Source organism: Ornithinibacillus halotolerans (assembly GCF_014637405.1).
Lineage (GTDB): Bacteria > Bacillota > Bacilli > Bacillales > Amphibacillaceae > Ornithinibacillus > Ornithinibacillus halotolerans.
In genome coordinates this window covers 114,999-141,040 of sequence record NZ_BMEY01000004.1, presented here as the reverse complement: position 1 = coordinate 141,040, position 26,042 = coordinate 114,999, and the positions used below count along the sequence as shown (strand labels likewise).

Here is a 26,042-nt window from a genome sequence, read left to right as displayed (position 1 = left end):
GTTTATCTAATTAATAATAACTGGAAGAAGGGGGGACTTTGATGGAACAATTTCTACCGATTATAATTATTATTATAATAGGGATTATTCGATCACTTTCTGGTGGAAATCAAAATGAAAAACAACAGAAGCAACAACGTCCAAATGTTCCAAGACCTCGGCCTTCTAGCACCCCTTCAGGTCAACCGAATCCTGAGCAAACTGTTTATAAAACAGCGAACTCTGATAAGGAAAGGTCTAAACGAACACCGAAACAGACTGTCTATCAATCTGACCCATCGAATGTTTATGTAGAACAACAAAAACAGCAGATGGAAGAGTTAAAGCAAAGAGTACAGGGAAGGTCTTCGTCTGATATGATTACATCAGTAAGTTCCTCTAACGATCTTACAGGAAAAGACATTACTGAACTTGATATGTCAATAGGTCCTGCCATTACAGATGCAATTAGGCATCAGACATCGACTAAATTGAATGAAAAGCAAGAAGCATTCAAGAAAGATGTGCAAACAGGATTAACTTATAAAGGTCTTGTCCAAGGTGTAATAATGTCAGAGGTGCTTGGACCACCAAGAGCAAGAAAACCATACCGAAGTGTGATACAAGAAAGAAAACGAAATACACGGTAATAAAAACCCAAAAGCATTCGAAAGGATGCTTTTGGGTTTTTTAGTTCTTATCTGTTTCATTTTCTCATAAATATGTATGTGAGAGGGGGCTTTCACTAGTGAAGAAATTCCAACAACGATTACGACCATGGCTAGTAAAGTACTTAGCACTACCTTCTGATGTCATTATGGAATTGCCGAGAATAACGATTATTGGACAGCTTCATGTTTATATCGAAAACCATAAAGGCCTAGCTGTCTTTTCAGATAATGAGTTAAGGCTGAAAACGACGAAGGGATACATACAAATTAAAGGGTCTTCATTTGTTTTAAAGATGATGTTACCGGAAGAGATATTACTAGAAGGCAAGATTACTGATGTTAGATTTATTCCGGGATAAATGATAGTTACCAGGAGGATATTATGAAACAGATTCAAGGAACGTTTATAAAAGGTTATGTACGAATTGTGGTAACAGGACATATGCCAGAAATGTTTTTTCAAAGTTGTGTTTCAAATGGAATAACTGTCTGGGATATTAAGAGAGAGAGTAGTAAGTCATGTAGTGGGAATATTAAATTGGCTGATGTTTCCAAGGTTAAACAATTGAGACGGAAATATGAGTACAAGATCTCTTTTAAGGAACGAAGGGGTTATCCTTTTATCTTTCACCGATTTATACGCAGAAAAGAATTTGTGCTTTCTTTTATAATGAGTATTTTACTAATCATCTTTATGTCTAATATTATATGGAAAGTAGAGATAACAGGAGAATTACCTTTAGAACTAGAAGAAAAAATCGTAAAACAATTGAATGAATATGGAGTTCATCCTGGTGCATGGATATTTTCTATCGATCCACCAGGTAAAATTCAGCAAAAACTTACGGAAGATATTCCTGAGTTATTATGGGTTGGTGTGAACCAAAAAGGGACAACCTACCAACTAGAAGGTGTAGAGAAGATTATTGTTCAAGAAGAAAAAGTAGCAGGTCCTAGAAATTTAGTTGCAACTAAAAAAGGCGTTATTAAAAGAATGTATGTAGCAAAGGGTCTACCAAAAGTTAAAATTAATGATTATGTGGAACCTGGAAAAGTTCTAGTTTCTGGAAACTTAAATGAAGTGGAGCAATCAAATGAAGAAGAGGATGAAGAAAAGCCAAAGAAGCAAGTTTTAGTTCCGGCTGAAGGTGAAATCATTGCAAGTACATGGTATGAAGTAGATGTAACCATTCCATTAAAACAGAGGTATGAACACTTAACAGGTCAACAGGAGAAAAAATACTATTTTGGCATAAAGAACTTTAAATTACCAATTTGGGGATTTGGCAAACCAGAATTTGAGGAGATTCATTATGATAGTCTTGAAACGCCTATAAAGTTTTTAAAATGGGACTTGCCCTTCTCTATAGTAGAACAAACCTTAAGTGAGAAACAAATTCAAGAAATAGAAAGATCAAAAGAGCAAGCAATACAAGCAGGGATTAAGCAAGCAAGAGAAGAGGTCCAATTACAACTAGGGCCAGATGCTACAATAATATCGGAAAAAGTTTTGCATGAATCGGTGGAGAATGGTAAAGTAAAATTATACTTATATATGACAGTTGAAGAAAATATTGCTAAAGCACAACCAATTACTCAAGGAGATTGAATATGCCCGAAAAACTTAATGCAATTGATATCGAACTGACAAACCCAGAAGAAGCTCTAGAGCTATTTGGTAATAATGACAAATATTTAAAGCATATAGAAGATAAGTTAAATGTATCTATTGTGACAAGAGGAGAAAAAGTAAGTGTTTCTGGTACTAACGAAGATATTTCGATTGTACAAGATGTTCTTCTAACATTATTAAATGTTGTCAGAAAAGGAATAACCATTGCTGAAAGAGATATTGTCTACGCAATTGAATTAGCAAAACAAGGTAAGATTAATCAATTTGAAACGTTATTCGAAGATGTGATCGCAAAGACTGTAAAAGGCAAGTCTATTCGAGTTAAGACTTTAGGTCAAAAGAAATATGTATCTGCCATAAAGGAGAACGATTTAGTCTTTGGCATTGGACCAGCAGGTACTGGAAAAACATACCTTGCAGTTGTGATGGCTGTACAGGCATTAAAAAATGGACATATTAAACGAATCATCTTAACAAGACCAGCGGTTGAAGCAGGAGAAAGCTTAGGTTTCTTGCCTGGTGACTTAAAGGAAAAAGTCGATCCGTACTTACGTCCGTTGTACGATGCATTAAATGACGTGTTGGGAGCTGAACATACGTTACGTCTTATTGAACGAGAAACAATCGAAATTGCTCCACTTGCATATATGCGAGGTAGAACATTAGATGATGCGTTTGTCATTTTAGATGAAGCTCAGAATACTACACCAGAACAAATGAAAATGTTCTTAACCCGCCTAGGTTTTGGTTCAAAGATGGTAATTACAGGAGATATAACACAAGTAGATTTACCTAAAGGTGTTAAGTCTGGTTTACAAGTTGCTGATAAGTTATTAGCATCAATTAAAGATATATCGTTTATTTACTTAACTCAAACGGATGTAGTTAGACATCCTTTAGTTCAAAAAATAATAGACGCTTATGAAAAAGCAAGTCAGATTGATTAAAAAAGACCCGAATAGGGTCTTATTTCTTAATTTTACTTACTAAATATTTACAATGTTTACAAAAAAGAGGTGAAAAAGATGAAAGTATTTAAAGGAATGCTAGAAACTATTGTAAAAATACGATCTAAATGGTTGCGAATTATTGTCCCAGTATTAGCGTTATGTCTTTATTTTTTTATAATAACAATCGGAAATGTCTATACCGAGACTTACGATATTGAACCGTTAACAACTGCGAGAGAGACGATTCGTTCTCCAATTACGATTGAAAATCAAGAGGAAACGGAACGTAAAACACGTCAAGCTTTAGAAGCGGTTGAAGACAGGTTTGATATTCTAACTAATATAGCAGATGAACAGATTGGATATATTGAAGAAATCTTTGTTGCTTTAGATAAACTTGAAACGGATGCAAAATTGGAAGAGGATAAAGATGGTATTCCAGTTCAACTTACAAATAAAGAAAAGGTAGAGCGTTTAAAGCAGTTACTTTCCAATAGCATTACAGATAAAGTAGAAGATAGTGTATTCTTAAGGTTATTAGATGTACCAAAAGAAGAGCGCGAGAAAGGGAAAGAAATATTCATCTCTTACCTTCAGGACGAGTATGCAAACGGGGTTAGGACAGCAAATATTAATTCTGCGATTAATCGTGTTCGGGAAAATATTAAGTATTCAACACTTGATCAAAACTTAATTGAAGCATTTCATGAACTAACTTCATTTGCAATGGTTGAGAACTCTTTTTATGACGCGGAGAAAACCGCTGAAGCTAAAAAACAAGCTGCTAGTAATGTTGAACCAGTCATGATCAATGCAGGAGAAGTTATTGTACGTGAAGGGGAAACAATTACAAATGATGTATATGAAAAACTGCAACTAGTTGGTCTATTAAATAAAGACCGAAATGTATTTCCTGTTATTGCATTAGGTTTATTAGTCTTATTAATTGGTAGTGTCATTGCGTATGAGATGAACCGAATTGATAATCTGAAACATTTGGATAAAGGAAAAATTGCATCCATTTTATTAATTAGCTTCTTTGTAATTTCTGTCATGAAAATAATTAGTATTTATACGACAGCATCAAATGAGCTTTTCTTTATCGTACCAGTAGCAACAGGTGTATTATTGTTGAAACAATTAATTAATGAGCGATTAGCAATTGTTTTATCTATCTTATATGCAGTACTTGGAGGCATTATTTTTAATAATGGCATACCAGGTACACTTAATGTAGAGGTAATTATTTATTTCTTTTTCTCCCAGTTTGGAGCAATCATATTTTTGACAAATGTGAAAGATCGTCTTTCGATTGTCCGATCTGGGATAGGTATGACAGTTGTAAACATACTTACTATACTTCTATTTGTATTCTTGTCCTTTGAAAAATATTCACTTGGTGAGGTAATTGTGTTATCCAGTTTTGGGGTGGCAGCTGCTTTTCTTTCGGCAGTATTAACAATTGGTTTAATGCCATTCTTTGAAACAGGACTTGGTATATTATCAGATATTAAACTGCTACAATTATCTAGTCCGAATCAACCATTATTAAAGAAAATCTTGACGGAAGCACCAGGAACATATCATCACTCTGTGATGGTTGCTAATCTAAGTGAAACAGCATGTGATGCAATAGGAGCAAATGGATTATTAGCCCGTGTAGCTGCTTATTACCATGACATTGGAAAGACAGTTCGACCTCATTATTTTATTGAAAACCAATTATCAATAAAGAATCCACATGATGTCATATCACCTGAGCAAAGTGCAGAGATTATTATTCGACATCCATATGACGGGGCCGAGTTACTAAAAAAACATAAAATGCCTAAAGAAATTATTGATGTGGCAATGCAACATCATGGTACTAGTTTATTAAAGTATTTTTATTATAAAGAGAAAGAAACTAATAAAGCAGCTAGAGAAGAAGATTACCGATATCCTGGTCCAAAACCACAAACAAAAGAAGCTGCAATTATTTCTATTTGTGACTCCGTTGAAGCAGCAGTTCGCTCTTTGAAGGAGCCGACAGAAGAGAAAATAGAAGAAATAGTGTCTAGTATTGTTAATGACCGATTAATGGATGGACAATTAGATGAATGTCCACTAACTATAAAAGAAGTAAAAGTAATTCATCAAACAATTTGTGAAACATTAAAAGGAATTTTCCATTCTAGAATTCAATATCCAATGAAGGAGGCAAAATAGTGGAAATCGACTTCCATGATAATACCAATTCTGTAAAAGAGGATCATTTAAAATTAATATCTGGGTTACTTCAGCTCGCAGCGAGAAAAGAGAATGTGAATGAGGATGCAGAAGTTTCCGTTACTTTTGTTAATAATGAAGAGATTCAAGAAATCAATCGTGATTATCGCAAGTTAGATAAACCAACGGATGTTATCTCTTTTGCATTAGAAGAATCTGTAGAAGGTGAAATAGAAATACAAAGTGATGATATTCCTGTAGTCTTAGGAGATATTATCATTTCAGTTGAGAAGGCAAAAGAACAAGCAATCGATTATGATCACTCCTTTGAAAGAGAACTAGGCTTCTTAGCAGTGCACGGTTTTCTACATTTATTAGGATATGATCATATGACAAAAGAAGATGAAAAAGAAATGTTCCAAAAACAAGAGGATATACTAGGGGAATTTGATCTTGGCAGATAAAAAAAATTCCATAGGCTTTTTATATGCAATAAATGGATTGAAAGAAGTTTTTACATCCGAATTTAATTTTCGGTTACATGTTCTATCGACAATACTTGTTACATTAGCGGGGTTATTCTTTAAAATATCAATAATGGAATGGATAGCAGTTATAGTAGTGATCGGACTTGTTGTATCTGCAGAACTATTAAACACAGCAGTTGAAGAAATCATAAACTATATTAAACCAGAAATACACCCCGCCGCAAAAAAAATAAAAGACATCGCCGCCGCAGCAGTCCTCATCACATCCCTAACAGCCCTGCTCGTCGGAATACTAATATTTGTACCGAAGTTGTTTTAAGTTAATAATTTGAAATAATAATATATTTAAACGTATGGGATATAACTCTATCAAGGGTATTAAAGCCGAACACCCACTACACTAGCCCCGGAAATATACGGAGACTCCTGCAGGAGGAAAGGCATCGGTAAGACCCCGCAGTGCGATAGCACGAGGAGGCTTACCAGCCGCCTGCGGAAAGCGAAGTATATTTCCGGGGCGGGTTAGATGCACTTGCTACAATGTTTGCTTTTACCTTTGTAAGAAAGAGTTATGTCCCTATTTATTTATGTAGCATTAAATTGATAATTATCGAACTATATAATCTTTTCAATTGTTTTGTCGATTACATGAAACGTGAAAGATTATGTAGTATAATAAAGCAAATATTGAACGAATCTATTGAAACTTCTTGGAGGATTTACATGGAAAATTACAAATCAGGATTTATTGCAATCATTGGCAGACCAAACGTTGGAAAATCAACCTTTATGAATAAAGTAATTGGTCAAAAAATCGCTATAATGAGTGACAAGCCGCAAACAACACGAAATAAAATACAAGGTGTCCTTACACAATCTGATGCACAATTTATTTTTATAGATACACCTGGAATACATAAACCAAAACACCGACTCGGTGATTTTATGGTAAAAATTGCAGAAAATACACTAAATGAAGTGGATGCCGTATTATTTATGATTAACGCAGATGAAGGGTATGGTAGAGGAGATCAATTTATCATTGATCGTCTAGAACGAGTGAAAAGCCCTGTTTTCTTAGTTGTTAATAAAATTGATTTAGTCCATCCGGACAAGCTATTGCCCTTAATTGAATTATATAAGGATAAATATGAATTTGAAGAAATTGTTCCAATTTCAGCATTGGAAGGAAACAATGTAAATCGTTTACTGGAAGTGTTAAAGTCACACTTACCAGAAGGACCACAGTTTTATCCAGCTGATCAAGTTACTGATCACCCGGAACGATTTATAATAAGTGAGTTAATTAGAGAGAAAGTTCTTCATCTTACTAGAGAAGAAATTCCTCATTCGATAGCGGTCGTTATAGAAAATATCGAAAAACGAGAATCGAATGCTGTATTTATTCAAGCAGTAATCGTGACAGAAAGAAAATCACAAAAAGGAATTCTTATTGGGAAACAAGGAAGCATGCTAAAAAATATCGGTAAGGAAGCTCGAAAAGATATTGAAGCTTTATTAGGTTCAAAAGTTTACCTCGAATTGTGGGTTAAAGTTCAAAAAGACTGGAGAAATAAACAAAGTCAGTTACATGAATTTGGATTCCGCCAAGATGAATATTAGAGTTGGAAAATTTTAAAATACATCGTTTTAACGGTTGTGGAAAAGATAAGATTATCCGGAACATCATTGCAAATATTGCAATTGGTATTCCAGATTACAAAAGGAAAAAATCAATGTTCTAACTTAGAAAAAGATACTTCTTTGAAAAGTATAAAGAAAGGTGTGTTTTCTTGTGATAGACTTAGTATGGAAATTATTTAGTCAAACAGGAAATATAGAGACCTATTTACTAATGAAAGAGTTAGAAAGTGAACCCGATGAGCTTGACTTCGATAAAGGCTCTATAAATAATCTGGAAAACTTACCGGTAGATTCAAATTTGTAGCATGCAATAATTAGAGGGGACTTGAATGTATGCTAGAAAGAATAGATGGAATTGTTATTAAAACGAAGGATTATGGTGAAACACATAAGATTGTAACAATCTTTAGTAAGAAAATCGGTAAATTCTCTGCGATTGCACGTGGAGCGAAAAAACCTAAAAGTCGAATGGCTGCTGTCACGCAGCCTTTCATTTATGGAGAATTCTTTGTTTATTTAAATAAAGGATTGGGTACCATTCAACAAGGGGAAATTATTGATTCTTTTCGCAAGATCAGAGAAGATATTATTAAAACTTCCTACGCAGCATACATCGTAGAGCTAACAGAAAAATTACTAGATGAGAAAAAGCCCAATTTAGAGATATATACTCAATTTGTAAAAACTTTAGAGTGGATTAGTGAGCATGAACAAGCAGATATTCCAATTATGATGTATGAAATGAAATTATTTGCAGTGGCTGGTTTTGCTCCTACAGTTGACCGTTGTATTAACTGTGGTGGTAAAAATGCTCCTTTTTCTTTTTCTATGGTAGAAGGTGGCCTTCTATGTTCAAGGTGCCGACATGTAGACATGGAGTCCGTACAATTATCTACTAATGTAGTAAAGCTTTTATATCTTTTTGCTAAAGTAGGGTTAGAAAGAGTAGGGAATGTTTCTGTCAAAGAAGAGAATAAATTATTATTAAGGCAGTTATTAGATAATTATTACGATCGTTATGGTGGTTATTATTTAAAAACAAGGAAATTCCTTAATCAATTAAATAAATTTAAGTAATTGTATTACTAATATTTGACAAAAACTATTATTTTCAGTAAGATGATACATATTCAAAAAGACCGTGCTATGAAAGAGAAGAGTACTTTCTGTATTTCATTAATAGCGAGCTCAGGATAGTGTAAGCTGAGTAATAAATCAGTTAGGAATGGCGCTCTGGAGCATGAACGGATACAAGTGGCTTTACAAAGGTAAAGCAAGTAGGGTGGAACCGCGGCTTAAAACCCGTCCCTATGTCTATAAATTATTATAGGCATAGGGACGGGTTTTTTTATATTTCCCTACCTTGTAGAAGTAAGAATAATAATTAATGGAGGTTTTTTAGGTGAATATACAAAATATGATTTTTACACTTCAAAAGTTTTGGTCTGAACAAGATTGTATATTAGTCCAAGCATATGATACAGAAAAAGGTGCTGGTACAATGTCACCAATGACATTACTGCGTAGTTTAGGTCCGGAGCCTTGGAGAGTGGCTTATGTCGAACCTTCACGTCGACCAGCAGACGGTCGTTACGGAGAGAATCCAAACCGATTATATCAGCATCATCAATTTCAAGTGATTATAAAACCATCACCTGAAAATATACAAGAACTGTATTTGGAATCTTTAAAAGCTTTAGGGATCAATCCTCTAGAGCATGATATTCGTTTTGTAGAAGATAACTGGGAGAACCCTACTCTAGGAGCTGCTGGTTTAGGGTGGGAAGTATGGCTAGATGGAATGGAAATTACTCAATTTACATACTTCCAACAAATTGGAGGCTTAGAAGCAAATCCCGTTACAGTCGAATTAACTTATGGGATAGAACGACTAGCTTCTTATATTCAAGATAAAGAAAATGTTTTTGACCTAGAGTGGACAGATGGGTTTACGTATAAGGATATTTTCAAACAACCTGAGTACGAACATTCAAAGTATACATTTGAGGAATCTAATGTAGATATGCTGTTCCAGTTATTTACAATGTATGAAGAAGAGGCTCAAAGAACGATGGAAAAGGGACTGATTTTCCCAGCGTATGATTATGTGTTGAAATGTTCCCATACGTTTAATCTTCTAGACGCAAGAGGGGTTATCTCTGTTACAGAACGTACTGGATATATAGGCCGAATTCGAAACTTAGCTCGTAATATTGCAAAGGCGTATGTAGCAGAAAGAGAAAAACTTGGCTTTCCGCTATTAGATAAGGAGGAGAAATAATGGCCAAAAATGTGTTGTTTGAAATTGGATTAGAAGAATTACCAGCTCGTTTTATTGATGATTCAGAAAAGCTACTAGGTGAGAAAACAGAGCAGTGGCTGAATGATTTACGTATCTCTTTTTCAAAGGTGGAAACATTTTCGTCGCCAAGAAGACTAGCAGTACTTATTCATGATATGAATGAAACGCAGGAAACGATTGAAGAAGAAGCAAAAGGACCAGCATTAAAAGTAGCAAAGGATAATGAGGGCAATTGGACAAAAGCAGCAATTGGTTTTACTAGAGGACAAGGGAAAACAACTGATGATATTTATACAAAAGATTTAAAAGGAACAACGTATATCTATGTGAATAAAGTGATCGAAGGAAAACCAACCTATGATCTGTTACCACAATTTAAAGAAATTATTGAGTCTATTCCATTTGGTAAGAATATGCGATGGGGAGAACAGACGATGCGTTATGCTCGACCAATACGTTGGTTAGTCGCTCTTTATGGAAATGAAGTAATTCCATTTGAAATTGCGCATGTCGAGACAAACAATACAACGTTTGGACATCGTTTCCTAAGTGGTAAACTTACAATAAATAATCCAGAAGACTATAAGTTATTATTAAAGGAAAATTATGTGCTTGTAGACCCAACAGAACGAGAGAAGCTTATTGTCGAAGGCATTAAGAAAATTGAAGCAGAGAAGAATGTACTTATTCCAATTGATCAACAACTAATGAATGAAGTACGTAATCTTGTTGAATATCCTACCGTATTTATTGGATCATTTGAAGAGGAATTTTTAAAATTACCAGCAGAAGTATTAATTACGTCTATGAAGGAACATCAACGATATTTCCCTGTGAAATCTAGTGAAGGTGAATTGCTCCCATACTTTATTGGAGTAAGAAATGGTGATGCTAACCATATAGAAACAGTAATAAAAGGAAATGAGAAAGTATTACGAGCAAGATTGTCAGATGCACAATTTTTCTATGAAGAAGACCAAAAAAATTCAATTGATTTTTATCTTGAAAAATTAGAAAGTGTTGTATTTCAAGAGAAGCTTGGAACAATCTCTGATAAGGTTAATCGTGTTGCAGCTATCGCTGAGAAGATTGCGGTAGCATTAAAGTTAAACCAAGTTGATTTGAATCATATAGGTCGTGCTGCGAAGATTAGTAAATTTGATTTGATGACAAATATGGTCAATGAATTTACTGAACTTCAAGGAATTATCGGTGAAAAATATGCACATATTTTTGGTGAAGATGATACTGTTGCAACTGCAATTAAGGAACATTATATGCCAACTAGTGCCGGCGGTAAGCTACCAGAAACAATTGTCGGTTCGGTTGTTAGTGTGGCAGAGAAGTTGGACACGATTGTTGGTTGTATTGGTGTTGGTCTAAAACCAACAGGTTCTCAAGACCCTTATGGTCTACGTCGTCAAGCTATTGGCATTTTGCGTATTGCAAATGATAGAGAGTGGGAAATTGAAGTAAGTGAACTTTTCCAAATCGCTTTGAATCATTACAAAGAAATACAATTAGAGCATTTTGATGCAAGTGTTGTAAATCAAGAACTACATTCATTTATTCAACAAAGGGTAGCATTTGTATTGAAAGAGAATGGAATTGAACAAGACATCATCCATGCTATAACCAACCATGGTATTGGTGAAATGGCTTCGATAATGAAAAAAGCAACGATACTTTCAGCGAAACGTAATGATGCGAACTTTAAATCAACACAAGAAGCACTTGTTAGAGTATTGAACTTAGCAGAGAAGACTGAAGAAACAGTAGTTAATGAAGAATACTTTGAAACTGATTCAGAAGCTAATTTATATAAAATGTATAATCAAGTACAGCAAAGTTTTGAGAAATTAGTAGATCAAGATGAATTTGAGAAAGCATTTGCTGAACTAGAACAATTAGCAGAACCAATTCATGCATTCTTCGATAATAATATGGTCATGTCTGATAATGAAACTATAAAAAGAAATCGATTGGCATTATTAAAACGAATTGCACAGTTACTAAACAGCTTTGCGGATTTAAATGTAATCGAGTGGAAACAGCATTTTTAATAGAATAGCCATACTATTACCTGTTTGGATAGAAAATAGGTTATAATATTATTATGTAGTATGTCTTTTTTAACCGTTGGGTGGTGTGAAATTGTGGAGTTATCCAATCGACAAGAAAAAATAATAGAAATTGTTAAACATAATGGGCCAATTACAGGAGAGCATATAGCAGAAAGATTGAACTTGACTCGTGCAACATTAAGACCAGATTTAGCCATATTAACGATGGCTGGATTTTTAGACGCAAGACCAAGAGTCGGTTATTTCTATACAGGTAAAACTGGTTCAGAATTGTTAACAGAGAAAATAAAAAAATATAAAGTCCAAGAGTATCATTCTGTACCAATCGTTGTACAAGAAAGTGCATCAGTATATGATGCAATATCAACAATGTTTCTTGAAGATGTAGGAACATTATCGATAATAGATGAGAATTCTTGTTTGACAGGAGTAGTATCCCGGAAAGATTTGTTACGTGCTGCTATAGGAAATCAGGATCTAAGTGCTTTACCTGTCCATATTATTATGACTAGAATGCCAAACATTACTGTTTGTAGAAAAGAAGATTTCATTATAGATGTAGCAAAACAACTTATTAATAAGCAGATTGATGGATTACCAGTTGTAAAGGATACCCCAAATGGGCTAGAAGTAATTGGGCGTATTACAAAGACAACGATTACGAAAGTTTTTGTAGAATTAATAACAGATAATCAAATATAATCCCAGGGGGATGATATGAATGAATACAAAAAAATCTGTTTTTATCTTATCCGACTCCGTTGGGGAAACTGCTGAATTAGTCATTAAAGCTGGTTTAAGCCAATTTACCCAAAGCTATAAAGTTCAGCGGATTCCATATGTAGAAGATAAGAAGACCATTGATGAGACATTGTTCCGTGCAAAAGAAGAACAAGGAATTATTGGATTTACTTTAGTTGATCCAGATTTAAGAACATATTTAAATAATAAGGCAGCGGAATATCAAGTGGAAGCAATTGATATAATGGGTCCTATGCTGCAATCTATGGAGAGATATTTTAATAAGAGTCCACGTCTGGAACCTGGATTAGTCCATAAATTAGATGAAGACTACTTTAAGAAAGTGGAAGCTATTGAGTTTGCTGTTAAATACGATGATGGTAGGGATCCAAGAGGAATTTCGAGAGCCGATATTATTTTAATTGGTGTTTCTCGAACGTCAAAGACTCCGTTGTCTCAATTTTTAGCGCATAAACGAATACGCGTAGCTAATATTCCAATAGTTCCTGAAGTAGAACCGCCAGAAGAATTATTTATGGTAGATCCAAATAAATGTATTGGATTAAGAATAAGTCCAGAGAAACTAAATGATATTCGAAAAGAACGTCTAAAAGCATTAGGGTTAGGAGATCAAGCTACCTATGCAAATATCCAAAGAATCCATCAGGAATTAGATTATTTTGATAAGATTGTGGATAGAATTGGATGTAGGGTTGTTGATGTTTCCAACAAAGCTGTAGAAGAAACAGCAAATCATATCTTACGTTTATTAAAAGAATAGTAATTAAACGAAAGGAGCATCCCTAATGGGAATGCTCCTTTTATACGAATTTTAGGTGATAATTAATAAAATTTGTGCATAATTTAAATTGTTTAGTAGTAATTTTTGTTAAAATGTATTATAATAATTTTTTGTGTAAAAATAGATGATATGTATAAAATTATACAATTGTAGAAGAATGGATATTCAGAAAAATAAAACATTCATTTTAAAGAAGGAATCTGAAACTTTTTGTAGAATAGTATTATAAGACTATAAAAGTTCTACACTGCAATTAGGCCAACAATTAACTAATGTATCAATATTGTGGCACATGATAACTTCTTTTCCTTCTAAGAAATTTACATACATAGAAGGTATTTTTTTCGACAATTGCAAAAAACTTGTCGAAATATGAAGGATTTTATTATTGGGATATCGAATTATTAGAAGTATAAATCCCTGAAATCTGGTGGTGAAATTGTCTAATCAAATATCAGAAGAATTAATTGAACAAATTCGAAACTCAAATGATATTGTTGATGTTATTGGAGAATATGTTCAATTAAAAAAACAAGGAAGAAACTTTTTTGGGCTTTGCCCATTTCATGGTGAGAAAACTCCTTCCTTCTCCGTTACACAAGAAAAACAAATATTTCATTGTTTTGGTTGTGGAAAAGGAGGAAATGTTATTACTTTTCTAATGGAAATGGAAAGTTTCACTTTTTACGAAGCAATGAAATTTCTTGCGGATCGTTCGGGAATGGAGTTGCCAACAGAGGCAATTCATAAAGAATCCTCTTTACCGAAAGAAACACAGCAAGCATATTCTGCGCATGAATGGTTAACCAAATTGTATCATCATCTCATTCGTTATACGAAGGATGGTAAAAATGGGCTAACTTATTTAAAAGAAAGAGGTATTACAGAAGAAGCAATTGATACCTTTCAATTAGGTTTTGCTCCTACAACAAAGGATTTCATTCGTACCTTCTTACAAAAAAAGGGGTTTCACGAGCAAATGCTTGTAAAGTATGGATTGTTAAGGAGAAATCAAGACAATTCTGTATCGGACCGTTTCCAAGGTCGAATTATCTTTCCGTTAAGGAATCATCTTGGAAAAACGGTAGCTTTTACGGCTCGGGCAGTTGAAGGACAGGAACCAAAATATTTAAATAGCCCAGAGACGGATCTCTTTCAAAAAGGAAAGATGCTCTACAATTTTGACTTAGCAAAGAAACATATTCGAAAACAAAATGAAGTAATTTTGTTTGAAGGAAATATTGATGTAATCTCTGCTTATCAAGTAGGTATCCAAAATGTTGTAGCAACTATGGGAACTGCATTAACTGAAATACAAGCAAAATTACTAAACAGATATGCAGAAACGGTTATTATTTGTTATGACGGAGACAATGCAGGTGTTGAGGCAGCTTATAAAGCTTCCCTTTTATTACAACAAGTTGGGTCAGAAGTAAGAATTGCCAGCCTTAAAGATAATCTTGATCCTGATAGTTTTATTAGGGAATATGGTGGAGAAGCCTTTACTAAAGAAGTCATTGCTACGGCACAAACATTTATTGGTTTCTATATGCGATATTTGAAAAAAGACTACAACTTAAGTCTTGAAGCTGATAGAATCCAATACATTGAAAAAGTGCTAATGGAACTAGCCAAAATAGAAAGTTCCGTTGAGAGAGAATTGTATGTGAAAGAATTAAGTTCTGAATATCATATCTCGATGGAATCATTATTAGCGCAAATCCAACAATATAGACAAAAATCAGACGTTGTAAAGGATAAGAGCAAGAAAGACAGATATACTAATAAGGTAGAAAAGTCAAGAGGTAAATTATTACCAGCATTTCATAATGCTGAGAGAAAATTATTGGCATATATGCTTGGAAATGAATCTATTGCAAATAAAGTGAAAGATGAAATTGGAGCTTCTTTTAACATTGATGAACATAAAATTATCGCAACCCATTTGTATGCTTATTACGAAGAAGGCAACAGAGAAGATGTGAGTTTGTTTGTTGAAAGATTGTCTGATGAAAAAATTAGAACACTTGTCACACAACTTGCAATGATTCCAATACAGACAGATATAAGTGATAAGGAGATTAATGATTATCTTCATATAATCCGAGCTGAAAGTAGTACAGGTGTTGATATTAAACAGCTGAAAGCAGAACAAAAGCTTGCAGAACAACAAAATGACCCTATAAAAGCAGCTAAAATAGCACTAAAAATTATTGAATTACAACGACAAGTTAAACTTTAAATTGATTGAAGTAGTATGGAAGGAGGGGGACTCATGGCTGAAAATAAACCTTCACAAACAAAAGAAAATGAGCCTGAGTTAACTTTAGAACAAGCGAAAGAACAACTTCTTGAAATTGGTAAGAAAAGAGGAGTTCTTGCTTATGAGGAAATAGCCGATCGTTTATCGAATTTCGTAATTGAACCAGATCAAATGGATGAATTCTATGAAAACCTTGCAGACCAAGGGATTGACGTAATTGGTGAATCAGAAGATGACCCTAAAATGAAAGAGATAGAAAAAGAAGAATTTGATGTACATGATTTAAGTGTACCTATCGGGATAAAAATAAATGACCCAGTTAGAATGTACTTAAAAGAAATTGGGCGTGTTGATTTATTATCTGCGTCGGAAGAAATTGAGTTAGCTACACGTATTGAACAAGGTGACGAAGAAGCTAAAAAACGATTAGCAGAAGCAAACTTACGACTTGTAGTAAGTATTGCTAAACGATATGTTGGTAGAGGAATGTTATTCCTTGATTTAATTCAAGAAGGTAATATGGGATTAATAAAAGCTGTTGAAAAATTTGATTATCGAAAAGGCTTTAAATTCAGTACGTATGCAACATGGTGGATACGACAAGCAATTACCCGTGCAATTGCTGACCAAGCAAGAACAATTCGTATACCAGTTCATATGGTTGAAACAATCAATAAACTTATCCGGGTTCAAAGACAACTTTTACAAGATCTAGGGCGTGAACCAACACCAGAAGAAATTGGTGAAGAAATGGATTTAACTCCAGATAAAGTTCGCGAGATACTTAAAATTGCTCAGGAACCAGTATCACTTGAGACACCAATTGGTGAAGAAGATGACTCTCATTTAGGTGATTTTATTGAGGATCAAGAAGCAATTTCGCCATCTGATCACGCTGCCTATGAACTGCTAAAAGAGCAGCTTGAAGATGTACTTGATACACTTACGGATCGTGAAGAAAATGTTCTTCGATTACGTTTCGGACTAGATGACGGTCGTACTCGTACACTGGAAGAAGTAGGTAAAGTATTCGGTGTTACTCGTGAACGTATTCGTCAAATTGAAGCAAAAGCACTTCGTAAATTAAGACACCCAAGTCGTAGTAAGCGTTTGAAAGACTTTTTAGATTAAAATTAGGAAAAGTCTTTGTCGTGTTCTAAGGGCATAGACTTTTCTTCTTTATATTGTCTAGTAAAATCAGCTTTTGACTGCAACGGGGTGATGAAGTTGGCAGACAATCGTACACAAATAATTGTACGAGAAATCAAATATTGGAAAGATCATAAACTACTTCCAGAGACACAGTGTGATTTTTTACTTGCTTTATATACGCAAGGGGATGAATCACTTTCTACTAAAAAGAAATGGAAACTAAATCCGTTGCTAGTTGTTCAAGTAATATTATTGTTTTTGATGGTACCGTTTTCATTTCTTGTAGTTTATTTTACTCAATTTAATTCTTTTTTGCAACTTAGTATTTTAATTCTTTTTGTTTCATACGCAATTTGGGTCTTTATATATTTGTGGAATCAACAATCCACCTATATTCATATTCCTATTGTTGTCTCTTTGCTTTTATTATTAGTTGTAACCGACTTACTTGTTACTATATTGACACTCCAATCACTATATGCGTATATTTTATTTGGTGTCAATTTCATTAGTTGGTTAGTATGTGGTATCATATTTAAATATCGCTATTTAATGATTTCAAGTATTATTGCATTTATAATTTTATTGTTCGCAAACTTTTCACATCTTTTTTCTTTTAACTATTGAGTTTTTCATATAGAATAGATATAGCTATGTGGAATATTATATTCCTGGGATACATAAGGAGGAAATACTAATGAAACGAAACCCAATCATTCCTTTTGCAATAATTGCTGTTATAGGGATTCTTGCAACAATTGTAATTTCATTCGTTGGTGTAAACCAAAGAGATGAAATTGCAGGTGGAGATGAAGGACAAGCAGAAGGACAAATTATGGAAGACCCGGAAGAAATCTATGCAGCTAGTTGTTTAAGCTGTCATGCTGCAGATCTTTCAGGTGCAGCTGGTCCAGCACTGACAACTATCGGTGCAGAATTATCATTAGATGAAATTAAAGAAGTCATCTCAAATGGTAAAGGTATTATGCCTGCATTCTCAAATCAATTAGATCCAAAAGAAATTGATATTATATCTGAGTGGTTAAGTGAGAAAAAATAAATAAAGATGGGGGAAAGCTTTCTGCTATAATTCAGAAAGCTTTTCTTTTATACTTTTTATTGATATGGAGGTAAAACATGACAGAAGAAATTAAACTGTCGAAGCGATTATTAAAGGTCGCTTCCTATCTACCTAAAGGTGCAAATTTTGCTGATATTGGCTCAGATCATGCTTATTTAGCATGTTATGTTTGTCAACAAGACTCTAGTGCACAAGCGATTGCTGGTGAAGTGAATAAAGGACCTCTTAGCAGTGCCTTAGAGACTATAAATAAATATGGTTTAAACGATGTCATTGATGCTAGACTAGGTGATGGGTTAGCGGTGTTACAACCAAATGAGGTCAATCAACTTGTCATTGCCGGAATGGGTGGAGCTTTAATACGATCAATACTAGAGAATGGGAAGGAAAAGCTAGGAAATGTTGAGTTAATAGTAGCACAACCTAATGTTGACGAGAAAAATGTGAGGACGTGGTATGTGGTCAATGGCTTTAAAATAGCTGATGAAGTTATACTTGAAGAAAATGGCCATATTTATGAAATTATTGTCGGTGTCAGAACTTCAGACAAGTATCAGTTAACTGAACAGGAGCTATTATTTGGACCTTTCTTATTACAGAAAAAAGATAGATTGTTCTTAGAAAAGTGGAAGCAAGAGAAAGAAAAGTTACAACGAGTGATTGAACAAATGAAACAAGCTAAAGTAAGAGATACTAACAAAATTAAAGGGTTCCAAGAACAAATAAGTTGGATTGAGGAGGTGTTACAAGATGGGGAAAACGGTAACTAATTCAGATGTCTTTAAATTGATAGAGGCATGGGCTCCAAAAAACCTTGCCTATGACTGGGATAATGTTGGATTACAAATAGGATCCCATAACCAACCGGTACGAAAAATTATGGTTACCCTTGACGTAATAGAATCTGTAGTTGATGAAGCAATTGAAAATAAAGTTGATTTAATAATTGCCCATCACCCACTTCTGTTTAAACCACTGAATCAACTAAATTTGGATACTTGGAAAGGACGAATTATCCATAAGTTAATCGCCAATAATATCACCGTTTATGCTGCTCATACTAATTTAGATATCGCAGATGGTGGAGTAAATGATATGCTATGTGAAGTATTGGGAATAAACAATAAAGAGATTTTAAAAACAGAAGGGGAGAAATTTCTTTATAAGTTAGCTGTTTATGTTCCAGAAACACATTTAAATCAAGTTGTCGATGCTCTATCAAAAGAAGGAGCAGGACATCTAGGAAATTACAGTCATTGTACGTTTCAAACGAAAGGTACTGGAACGTTTATGCCGTTAGCTGATGCGGAACCGTTTATTGGGAAACAGAATGAATTAGAAAAAGTAAAAGAGGTAAAAGTAGAAACAATTGTAAAAGAATCTATATTACCAAATGTAATAGATTCAGTAATTGCTGCCCATCCTTATGAAGAAGTAGCCTATGATGTTTACCCATTAAAAATGGATGGGGAGAAATTAGGGATTGGTCGTATCGGCACCATAAATGAAGAAATGTCTTTAGATTCATTTGTCGATCATGTTAAAAACTCCCTAGGACTAAGCCATGTCAAAGTATCTGGTAACTTGTCAAAAAGAATAAACCGTGTTGCTGTCCTCGGGGGGAGTGGTGAGAAGTATATTTATCATGCACTACGTCAAAAGGCCGATGTACTTATTACAGGTGATATGACTTTTCATTTTGCACAGGAAGCAATTGAACTTGGACTTGCTGTAATTGATGCTGGACACTATATAGAACAAATTATGAAAACTGGTACACAGAAGTATTTGCAAGATAAGCTTACTAATGTTGATATTATTATATCAGAAACGAATACTGACCCATTTCAATATAGATAATTTATTGTATGTTAGGCAGTTAAAGGAGAAGTTCCATGAATAGAACGTTTAAATCAATATCTTTAAATTCAACCATGTTAGAAGTAATTGAAAAACTACAATTTAAAACACCTACAGAAATTCAGTCTAAAGTAATTCCTGCAATTCTAAAAGGAGAAAGCGTAATAGGTCAATCCCATACAGGATCAGGTAAAACGCATTCCTTCTTAATCCCAATATTCAATCAGCTGATTAGTGAGAAAAAACAAGTGCAAAGTGTAATTACCGCACCTACACGTGAGCTTGCAACACAGTTGTATGATGAAGTTAAGAAAATAATTAAACTTGCAAATAAGGAACAAGAATGGAAAGCCAAATTGCTAGTCGGGGGAACAGATAGACATAAGATGGCTGAGAAGTTAAAGGAGCCACCTCATATCATTGTTGGTACACCTGGCAGAATTCTTGACTTAGTGAAAGAAGAGGCAATTTCCATTTATTCAGCAACTACTTTTGTTATTGATGAAGCTGATTTAATGCTTGATTTAGGATTTATTACTGATGTAGATCAACTGTTAGTGCGTTGTAAAGAAGATATTCAACTAATGGTGTTTTCAGCTACGATTCCACAACGATTGGAACATTTTTTCAAGAAATATTTAGAAAATCCATTGCATGTAAAAATTGATAATGAATTGTCACCAGAAACAATGGAACATCGGTTAATTTCTGTTAAACATCGTGAAGAAGATGACATTATTTTTCAAATTTCAAAGGCGATAAATCCTTATTTAGCAATTATTTTTACAAATGGGAAAGAAAATGCAGATAAACTTCATGATAAACTCCTTCAGAGAGGCTTAAATGTTGGGATTATTCATGGGGGACTGTCCCCAAGAGAACGAAAAAGGATATTAAAAGAGATACAGAGCTTGAAGTATCAGTACATTGTGGCAACGGACTTGGCATCTAGAGGTATTGACATTAAAGGGGTTAGTCATGTAATTAATGCTCAATTACCAAAGGAAGAGGAATTTTATATACATCGTGTTGGAAGAACTGCTCGAGCTGGTATGGAAGGTACTGCAATTAGCCTTTATCGTGAAGAAGATATTAAATTAATTGAGAAATTACAGCAAAAAGGGCTTGAATTTGTTTTCTATGATGTCAGAGATGGTCAGTGGCAAGATGCTAAAGCGTGGAATGAACGTAATCTCCGCCTGAAAACGACAACGAATGTTGAAAAAGAAGCATGGAAACAAGTTCGTAAGCCGAAAAAGGTGAAACCAGGTTATAAGAAAAAGATGAAGAAGCAACAAGAATCAATAAAGAGAAGGATTGTTAAAAAGTCGCAGCAAAAGAGAAGTAAATAGGGGGAGAAATAACGATGCTAAAAATTGGATCACATGTATCAATGAGTGGAAAGAAAATGTTATTAGCCTCAAGTGAAGAGGCTGTTTCTTATGGTGCAAATACTTTTATGATTTACACAGGTGCGCCACAAAATACTAGAAGAAAGCCTATTGAAGAATTAAATATTGAAGAAGGATTAAAACACATGCAAGAAAATGGTATTGCAGATATAGTTGTTCATGCGCCATATATAATTAATATCGGTAATACGACTAAACCAGAAACGTTCGAACTAGGAGTAAATTTCCTAAGAAGTGAAATTGATCGTACAGAAGCAATTGGTGCGAAACAAATAGTACTCCATCCAGGTGCCCATGTCGGTGCAGGAGCTGAAGATGGAATCAAAAAAATAATTGAAGGTTTAAACGAAGTCTTGCAAAAAGAAGATCAAGTTCAAATCGCATTAGAAACAATGGCTGGAAAAGGCTCTGAAATTGGTCGTACGTTTGATGAAATTGCAAAGATTATCGATGGTGTAACATTAAATGAAAAGTTATCTGTATGCTTGGATACATGTCATGTGCATGATGCTGGTTACGATATCGTTAATGACTTTGATGGGGTTCTAACGGAATTCGATAAAATTATCGGTGTCGATCGAATTAAAGTAGTTCATGTTAATGATTCTAAAAATGAACGTGGAGCACATAAAGACCGCCATGAGAATATTGGCTTTGGTCATATTGGTTTTGATGCTTTACATTATATTATTACTCACCCTCAACTAGCAGATTTACCAAAAATACTTGAAACACCATATGTTGGTCTAGATAAAAAGAGCAAAAAAGCACCTTATAAATTTGAAATCGAAATGATTAAAAATGGGTCATTTAATCCTGAATTACAAGAATTAATAATGAACCAATAAAAAAATACTACCCAGAAGGTTTTCCTTCTTTGGGTAGCATTTTTAATGGAATAAATGTTCTAAACCATAAGACTTAATTAATTCATGAAATAACTTATTTGCTTTTATGGCAGTTTCACGATCGGTAATTTTACTTAAGTCATGCAACATCTTTTCCCTTTCTCTACGTTCAAAAGGGTTGATTTGCTTACTTCTAACGTAATTAGAAATTTCTTGTGCTTGTTCTCTTGATATAGAGAAACCATATTGTTTGGAATAATGAGCGACGTCTTCGGTAGTGATATGTCTCATTTTATTGATGATAATTTGTTTAATAAATATAGACATTGGGAACAACTCCTTTATGTTTCACTATATGCAATACAATTTGTACTATCAACTTGTTTTTAAAAAATCATACACTTTCCATGGAAACAAGTACCATTATATATTTAGTAAAACATCACAAACTATAATTGCACCTCATCCATTAGAAGGAGGTCAATTATGGACGATAAACATCGTACAGATAATGTTGAAAAGGCTCCACAGTACAGCGAAGACGATCATTATACAGCTCAACATACCGATGGGATATTTAGCAGTCGCGGTGATGAGGAAACAGCAGCTGAGTTAACTGCAGACGATTACAGAAGAAACATTACGTTAGAAGATGACGATGGCGCAGAAGCGAACACATCTATTGGCTGGATTGCACTTGCATTATCCATTGCTTCGTTTTTCTGGGCACCGATTCTTTTAGGTGGTGCAGGAATTATCGTCGGATTCATCGCAAGAAATCGTCATGCAAACACTTTAGGGAATATTGCAATCGCTGCTGGAGCAATATCGATTTTAATCACATTATTCATATTACCATTTGTGTAAAGAAAGAGGCTAGGTTTTCCTAGTCTCTTTTTAATTGTATTTTGGGAAAAAGTAATACCTATTAACCATTAGTGCATTTGGATCTACATTTGGATTTAGTTCTGAAAAGTCTTTTAATAACAATTCTATATCATATGAATTTAGCTCTGGATTTAAACGATCTATAACCGTGATTACCGTATCACCAGGATTAATTTTTATTTTGACGATATCAAATGATTTATTGTTAACTGCTGTTACAGAGTTGTCCTTCTTTTGATTTATATTGGATGAAATTGGTGTACCGATAGTTAAATCTTTATAGAGGCTTATAAAAAATAGTATAATAACAATAGTGATAATTGTTTTTCTCATTTTTATTTTGTCTCCTTATAAATGAAACCATTTATTATCATCGTACGTATATATAGAAAGATTACCGAGAGAGGGAGAAGGAAATGGAAATATTTTCTTATGACTGGATTGCTTTAGTAATTACAGGGTTGGCTACATTATTTTTAATTGGTGAGATTTTAGTTAATATGCGTGGGATTTTTGCTTTGTTAGGAATAGGATTTATTACTATTTATTTCTCAGTATATTTAGAAACAAACTCACTTATTCTTATGCTACTTATTTATTTTGTAGGAATTGTCCTTATTATTATTGATGGAAAAATATTAAATGATGGTACATTAGCGGTAATTGGTACAGCTAGCATGTTAGCAGCAGTAGCGCTACCAGCACCAAACGTCGCTGCAGGTATTTATGCAGTATTAGGAGTATTATTAGGTATTGGAGGATCACTTTTCTTCTTAAAAGTATTTAAACGTCGAGATATGTGGAACAAAATCACATTAAAAGATCAATTAACGAGTGAAGCAGGATACAATTCTATAAATAAAGAATATCTGACTTTGCTAAACCAAGAAGGAATTACTTTAAATGATATGCGTCCTGTTGGTACTATCCGCATTGGGAAAAAAGATTATAGTGCTGTTTCTAATGGACAATGGATTCCAAAGGGTACAAATATTGTAGTTGTTCAAGTTGATGGTACAAAAATATTAGTTGAAGCTAAAAAATAATTCTTAAGGGATCTCCTTTAAGAATTATTTTTTTGGTTAAAGGCAAACTACTCCTATGTAATCATCATATTTTGACAAAATTGACATGAATGAATGTAAATTTTATGTAAATATTTTAATAAGCACTTTACAAAGTGAATTGTTTTTACAATAATGAGTAAGGTGTGTTTAAAAGTAAATACATATAATTTCTAACTAAAAGGGGGAGAGTATCCATTGGAAATAGATGTTCAGAAATTGATTTTTGAATTCATCGGTGGTTTAGGAATATTTTTATTAGGTATTAAATTTATGGGCGATGGATTACAAAAATCAGCAGGAGATCGATTACGAGATATTCTAGATCGTTTTACAAGTAATCCTTTCCTAGGTGTTTTAGCAGGTATTATTGTAACAGTATTAATCCAAAGTAGTTCAGGAACTACAGTACTAACAGTAGGGCTAGTTAATGCTGGGTTTATGACACTTAGACAAGCTATTGGTGTTATCATGGGAGCTAACATTGGGACAACTGTTACGGCATTCATTATCGGGATAGATCTTGGTGAATATGCATTACCGATTCTTGCTGTAGGTGCCTTTTTAATCTTCTTCTTTAAACATCAAAAGGTAACAGCAGTTGGACAAGCGGTATTTGGTTTTGGTGCATTGTTCTTCGGTTTAGAATTAATGAGCAGTGGGATGAAACCATTACGGTCTCTGCAAGCATTTCAAGATTTGACTATTAGTATGAGTGAACATGAAGTACTTGGAGTTGTGGTTGGTACATTGTTTACACTTATTGTTCAAAGCTCTAGTGCGACAATTGGAATCTTACAAGGATTATATTCCGAAGGTGCTATCTCATTAGATGCTGCATTGCCAGTATTATTTGGGGATAACGTCGGGACAACTATAACAGCTATATTAGCAGCATTAGGAGCTTCTGTTGCTGCGAGAAGAGCAGCTGCTGTCCACGTTACTTTTAACTTAATAGGGACAACTATTTTTGTTATTTTCCTTGGATTATTTGAAAAATTTATCGTGTTTTTACAAACTCAATTATCCCTTAATGCAGAAATGACTATTGCGTTTGCCCATGGTAGTTTTAATATTTTTAACACTATAATTCAGTTTCCATTTATTGCTCTCCTGGCTTGGTTTGTTACAAAAATTATACCAGGTAAAGATACAACGATTGAGTATAAACCAAAACATTTGGATCCAATTTTCATTCAACAGTCTTCTGCGTTAGCTTTAGATCAGGCAAAGGCGGAAATTATTCGTATGGGTGAATACGCTCATCAAGGACTAGAAGAAACTAATCTTTATTTAACTACGAACCAAATGAAGCATTCGGAAATGGCTAAACAAATAGAGGGTGCTCTAAATAGTCTCGACAGAAGTATAACAGATTATCTAATTGATATTTCCGGAGGTTCTTTATCAGAATTTGAAAGTGAAAAACACACCATGTTAATGGACACGGTAAGAGATATCGAACGAATTGGCGACCATTTCGAGAATATTATCGAATTAATCGACTATAAAATCTCCAATAAAGTTGTTATAACAGATAAAGCTCAGGAAGATCTAGCGAATATGTTTGATTTGACGATGTCAACTGTTAAACAAGCAGTGAAAGCATTAGAAAAAGAAGATCGTGAAGAAGCATTAGCTGTTATGCAAAAAGAGGAACAAATAGATAAGATGGAAAGAACATACCGTAAAAAACACATCATTCGTATGAATGAAGGGGAATGTAGTGTATCTGCAGGTATTGTATTTGTGGACATAATCTCCAACTTAGAACGAATTGGAGACCATGCAGTTAATATTGCAGAATCTGTTCTTGAAGAACATTAAAAACCTAAAGTATATCGGGCCAGGGGACATTTCTCTGGCTCGTTTTTTTATTTAACGGATAAGTGTATAAGAAATTTATTCATATTTTATTAATTTTTTTGTTGCTTTAATCTATTAATGGTGGTATAGTAAATATTGTCGTTTT

At 34.0% G+C, this 26,042-nt stretch carries 27 protein-coding genes and 1 other annotated feature; of the genes, 25 read left to right on the top strand and 2 right to left on the bottom strand.

Features of this window, described 5'->3' with window-relative positions; genetic code table 11:
- Positions 1-41: 41 nt before the first annotated feature.
- The 22 genes from IEV35_RS05380 (at position 42) to IEV35_RS05275 (ending at position 22,118) form a co-directional block, all read left to right on the top strand.
- On the top strand, positions 42-629 hold the full coding sequence (locus IEV35_RS05380) for a YqfB family membrane protein (RefSeq protein WP_188383675.1): 588 nt from the start codon (positions 42-44) through the stop codon (positions 627-629).
- A 98-nt stretch (positions 630-727) separates the two neighbouring features.
- The gene (gene yqfC / locus IEV35_RS05375) at positions 728-1,009 is read left to right on the top strand and encodes a sporulation protein YqfC (RefSeq protein WP_188383674.1); all 282 of its coding nucleotides are present in this window, start codon (positions 728-730) and stop codon (positions 1,007-1,009) included.
- Between the two features lie 23 nt (positions 1,010-1,032).
- Positions 1,033-2,259: a sporulation protein YqfD gene (yqfD, locus tag IEV35_RS05370; RefSeq protein ID WP_188383673.1), complete on the top strand. Its 1,227-nt coding sequence runs from the start codon at positions 1,033-1,035 to the stop codon at positions 2,257-2,259.
- A 2-nt stretch (positions 2,260-2,261) separates the two neighbouring features.
- The gene (locus tag IEV35_RS05365) at positions 2,262-3,230 is read left to right on the top strand and encodes a PhoH family protein (RefSeq protein WP_188383672.1); all 969 of its coding nucleotides are present in this window, start codon (positions 2,262-2,264) and stop codon (positions 3,228-3,230) included.
- 78 nt (positions 3,231-3,308) lie between these two features.
- The gene (locus tag IEV35_RS05360) at positions 3,309-5,441 is read left to right on the top strand and encodes an HD family phosphohydrolase (RefSeq protein WP_188383671.1); all 2,133 of its coding nucleotides are present in this window, start codon (positions 3,309-3,311) and stop codon (positions 5,439-5,441) included.
- Entirely contained in the window at positions 5,441-5,905 is a 465-nt protein-coding gene (gene ybeY, locus IEV35_RS05355; protein WP_188383670.1) for an rRNA maturation RNase YbeY, read from the top strand. Before IEV35_RS05360 ends, ybeY begins: the two co-directional genes overlap by 1 nt.
- Complete coding sequence (locus tag IEV35_RS05350) at positions 5,895-6,248, top strand: diacylglycerol kinase family protein (protein WP_188383669.1); 354 nt, start codon at positions 5,895-5,897, stop codon at positions 6,246-6,248. Before ybeY ends, IEV35_RS05350 begins: the two co-directional genes overlap by 11 nt.
- Positions 6,249-6,652: 404 nt before the next feature.
- Positions 6,653-7,552, top strand: coding sequence for a GTPase Era (gene era / locus IEV35_RS05345; RefSeq protein WP_188383668.1), 900 nt, complete (start codon positions 6,653-6,655; stop codon positions 7,550-7,552).
- A 172-nt stretch (positions 7,553-7,724) separates the two neighbouring features.
- Positions 7,725-7,877, top strand: a complete 153-nt coding sequence (locus IEV35_RS05340) for a YqzL family protein (RefSeq protein WP_188383667.1) — start codon at positions 7,725-7,727, stop codon at positions 7,875-7,877.
- 29 nt (positions 7,878-7,906) lie between these two features.
- Positions 7,907-8,650, top strand: coding sequence for a DNA repair protein RecO (gene recO / locus IEV35_RS05335; protein ID WP_188383666.1), 744 nt, complete (start codon positions 7,907-7,909; stop codon positions 8,648-8,650).
- A 60-nt stretch (positions 8,651-8,710) separates the two neighbouring features.
- Positions 8,711-8,886, top strand: a binding site (T-box leader).
- 89 nt (positions 8,887-8,975) lie between these two features.
- Complete coding sequence (gene glyQ / locus IEV35_RS05330) at positions 8,976-9,854, top strand: glycine--tRNA ligase subunit alpha (RefSeq protein WP_188383665.1); 879 nt, start codon at positions 8,976-8,978, stop codon at positions 9,852-9,854.
- A complete protein-coding gene (gene glyS / locus IEV35_RS05325; RefSeq protein WP_188383664.1) occupies positions 9,854-11,938 on the top strand; it encodes a glycine--tRNA ligase subunit beta in 2,085 nt (694 codons plus the stop codon). The genes glyQ and glyS overlap by 1 nt, the downstream gene beginning before the upstream one ends.
- Before the next feature lie 60 nt (positions 11,939-11,998).
- Positions 11,999-12,661, top strand: coding sequence for a transcriptional regulator CcpN (gene ccpN, locus IEV35_RS05320; protein ID WP_188383663.1), 663 nt, complete (start codon positions 11,999-12,001; stop codon positions 12,659-12,661).
- Positions 12,662-12,680: 19 nt separating this feature from the next.
- The gene (locus IEV35_RS05315; protein WP_188383662.1) at positions 12,681-13,481 is read left to right on the top strand and encodes a pyruvate, water dikinase regulatory protein; all 801 of its coding nucleotides are present in this window, start codon (positions 12,681-12,683) and stop codon (positions 13,479-13,481) included.
- 460 nt (positions 13,482-13,941) lie between these two features.
- A complete protein-coding gene (gene dnaG / locus IEV35_RS05310; protein WP_188383661.1) occupies positions 13,942-15,744 on the top strand; it encodes a DNA primase in 1,803 nt (600 codons plus the stop codon).
- 33 nt (positions 15,745-15,777) lie between these two features.
- Positions 15,778-16,896: an RNA polymerase sigma factor RpoD gene (rpoD, locus tag IEV35_RS05305; RefSeq protein ID WP_188383660.1), complete on the top strand. Its 1,119-nt coding sequence runs from the start codon at positions 15,778-15,780 to the stop codon at positions 16,894-16,896.
- Positions 16,897-16,992: 96 nt separating this feature from the next.
- Positions 16,993-17,544 carry a hypothetical protein gene (locus tag IEV35_RS05300; protein WP_188383659.1) on the top strand — a complete coding sequence of 184 codons (552 nt, stop codon included), beginning with the start codon at positions 16,993-16,995 and terminating at the stop codon, positions 17,542-17,544.
- Positions 17,545-17,614: 70 nt separating this feature from the next.
- On the top strand, positions 17,615-17,977 hold the full coding sequence (gene cccA, locus IEV35_RS05295) for a cytochrome c550 (protein WP_188383658.1): 363 nt from the start codon (positions 17,615-17,617) through the stop codon (positions 17,975-17,977).
- 77 nt (positions 17,978-18,054) lie between these two features.
- Entirely contained in the window at positions 18,055-18,768 is a 714-nt protein-coding gene (locus IEV35_RS05290) for a tRNA (adenine(22)-N(1))-methyltransferase (protein ID WP_188383657.1), read from the top strand.
- Entirely contained in the window at positions 18,749-19,858 is a 1,110-nt protein-coding gene (locus tag IEV35_RS05285) for a Nif3-like dinuclear metal center hexameric protein (RefSeq protein ID WP_188383656.1), read from the top strand. Before IEV35_RS05290 ends, IEV35_RS05285 begins: the two co-directional genes overlap by 20 nt.
- A gap of 35 nt (positions 19,859-19,893) precedes the next feature.
- Positions 19,894-21,210, top strand: coding sequence for a DEAD/DEAH box helicase (locus tag IEV35_RS05280; RefSeq protein ID WP_188383655.1), 1,317 nt, complete (start codon positions 19,894-19,896; stop codon positions 21,208-21,210).
- A gap of 14 nt (positions 21,211-21,224) precedes the next feature.
- A complete protein-coding gene (locus tag IEV35_RS05275; RefSeq protein ID WP_188383654.1) occupies positions 21,225-22,118 on the top strand; it encodes a deoxyribonuclease IV in 894 nt (297 codons plus the stop codon).
- Between the two features lie 42 nt (positions 22,119-22,160).
- On the opposite strand, the gene IEV35_RS05270 is transcribed toward IEV35_RS05275, so the two are convergent.
- Complete coding sequence (locus IEV35_RS05270) at positions 22,161-22,445, bottom strand: DUF2624 domain-containing protein (protein ID WP_188383653.1); 285 nt, start codon at positions 22,443-22,445, stop codon at positions 22,161-22,163.
- Between the two features lie 159 nt (positions 22,446-22,604).
- On the opposite strand from IEV35_RS05270, the gene IEV35_RS05265 reads away from it, so the two are divergent.
- Complete coding sequence (locus IEV35_RS05265) at positions 22,605-22,985, top strand: hypothetical protein (protein ID WP_188383652.1); 381 nt, start codon at positions 22,605-22,607, stop codon at positions 22,983-22,985.
- Between the two features lie 30 nt (positions 22,986-23,015).
- Here the strand turns inward: IEV35_RS05265 and yqfZ are convergent, their stop codons facing one another.
- Positions 23,016-23,339, bottom strand: a complete 324-nt coding sequence (gene yqfZ / locus IEV35_RS05260; protein ID WP_188383651.1) for a protein YqfZ — start codon at positions 23,337-23,339, stop codon at positions 23,016-23,018.
- A gap of 83 nt (positions 23,340-23,422) precedes the next feature.
- Here yqfZ and IEV35_RS05255 point away from each other — a divergent pair, with 83 nt between their 5' ends.
- Both IEV35_RS05255 and IEV35_RS05250 read left to right on the top strand, forming a co-directional pair.
- A complete protein-coding gene (locus tag IEV35_RS05255; protein WP_188383650.1) occupies positions 23,423-24,052 on the top strand; it encodes an NfeD family protein in 630 nt (209 codons plus the stop codon).
- Between the two features lie 216 nt (positions 24,053-24,268).
- Positions 24,269-25,897 (top strand): Na/Pi cotransporter family protein, encoded by a 1,629-nt coding sequence (locus IEV35_RS05250; RefSeq protein ID WP_188383649.1) that lies wholly within the window; start codon positions 24,269-24,271, stop codon positions 25,895-25,897.
- The last annotated feature ends 145 nt before the right edge of the window (positions 25,898-26,042 follow it).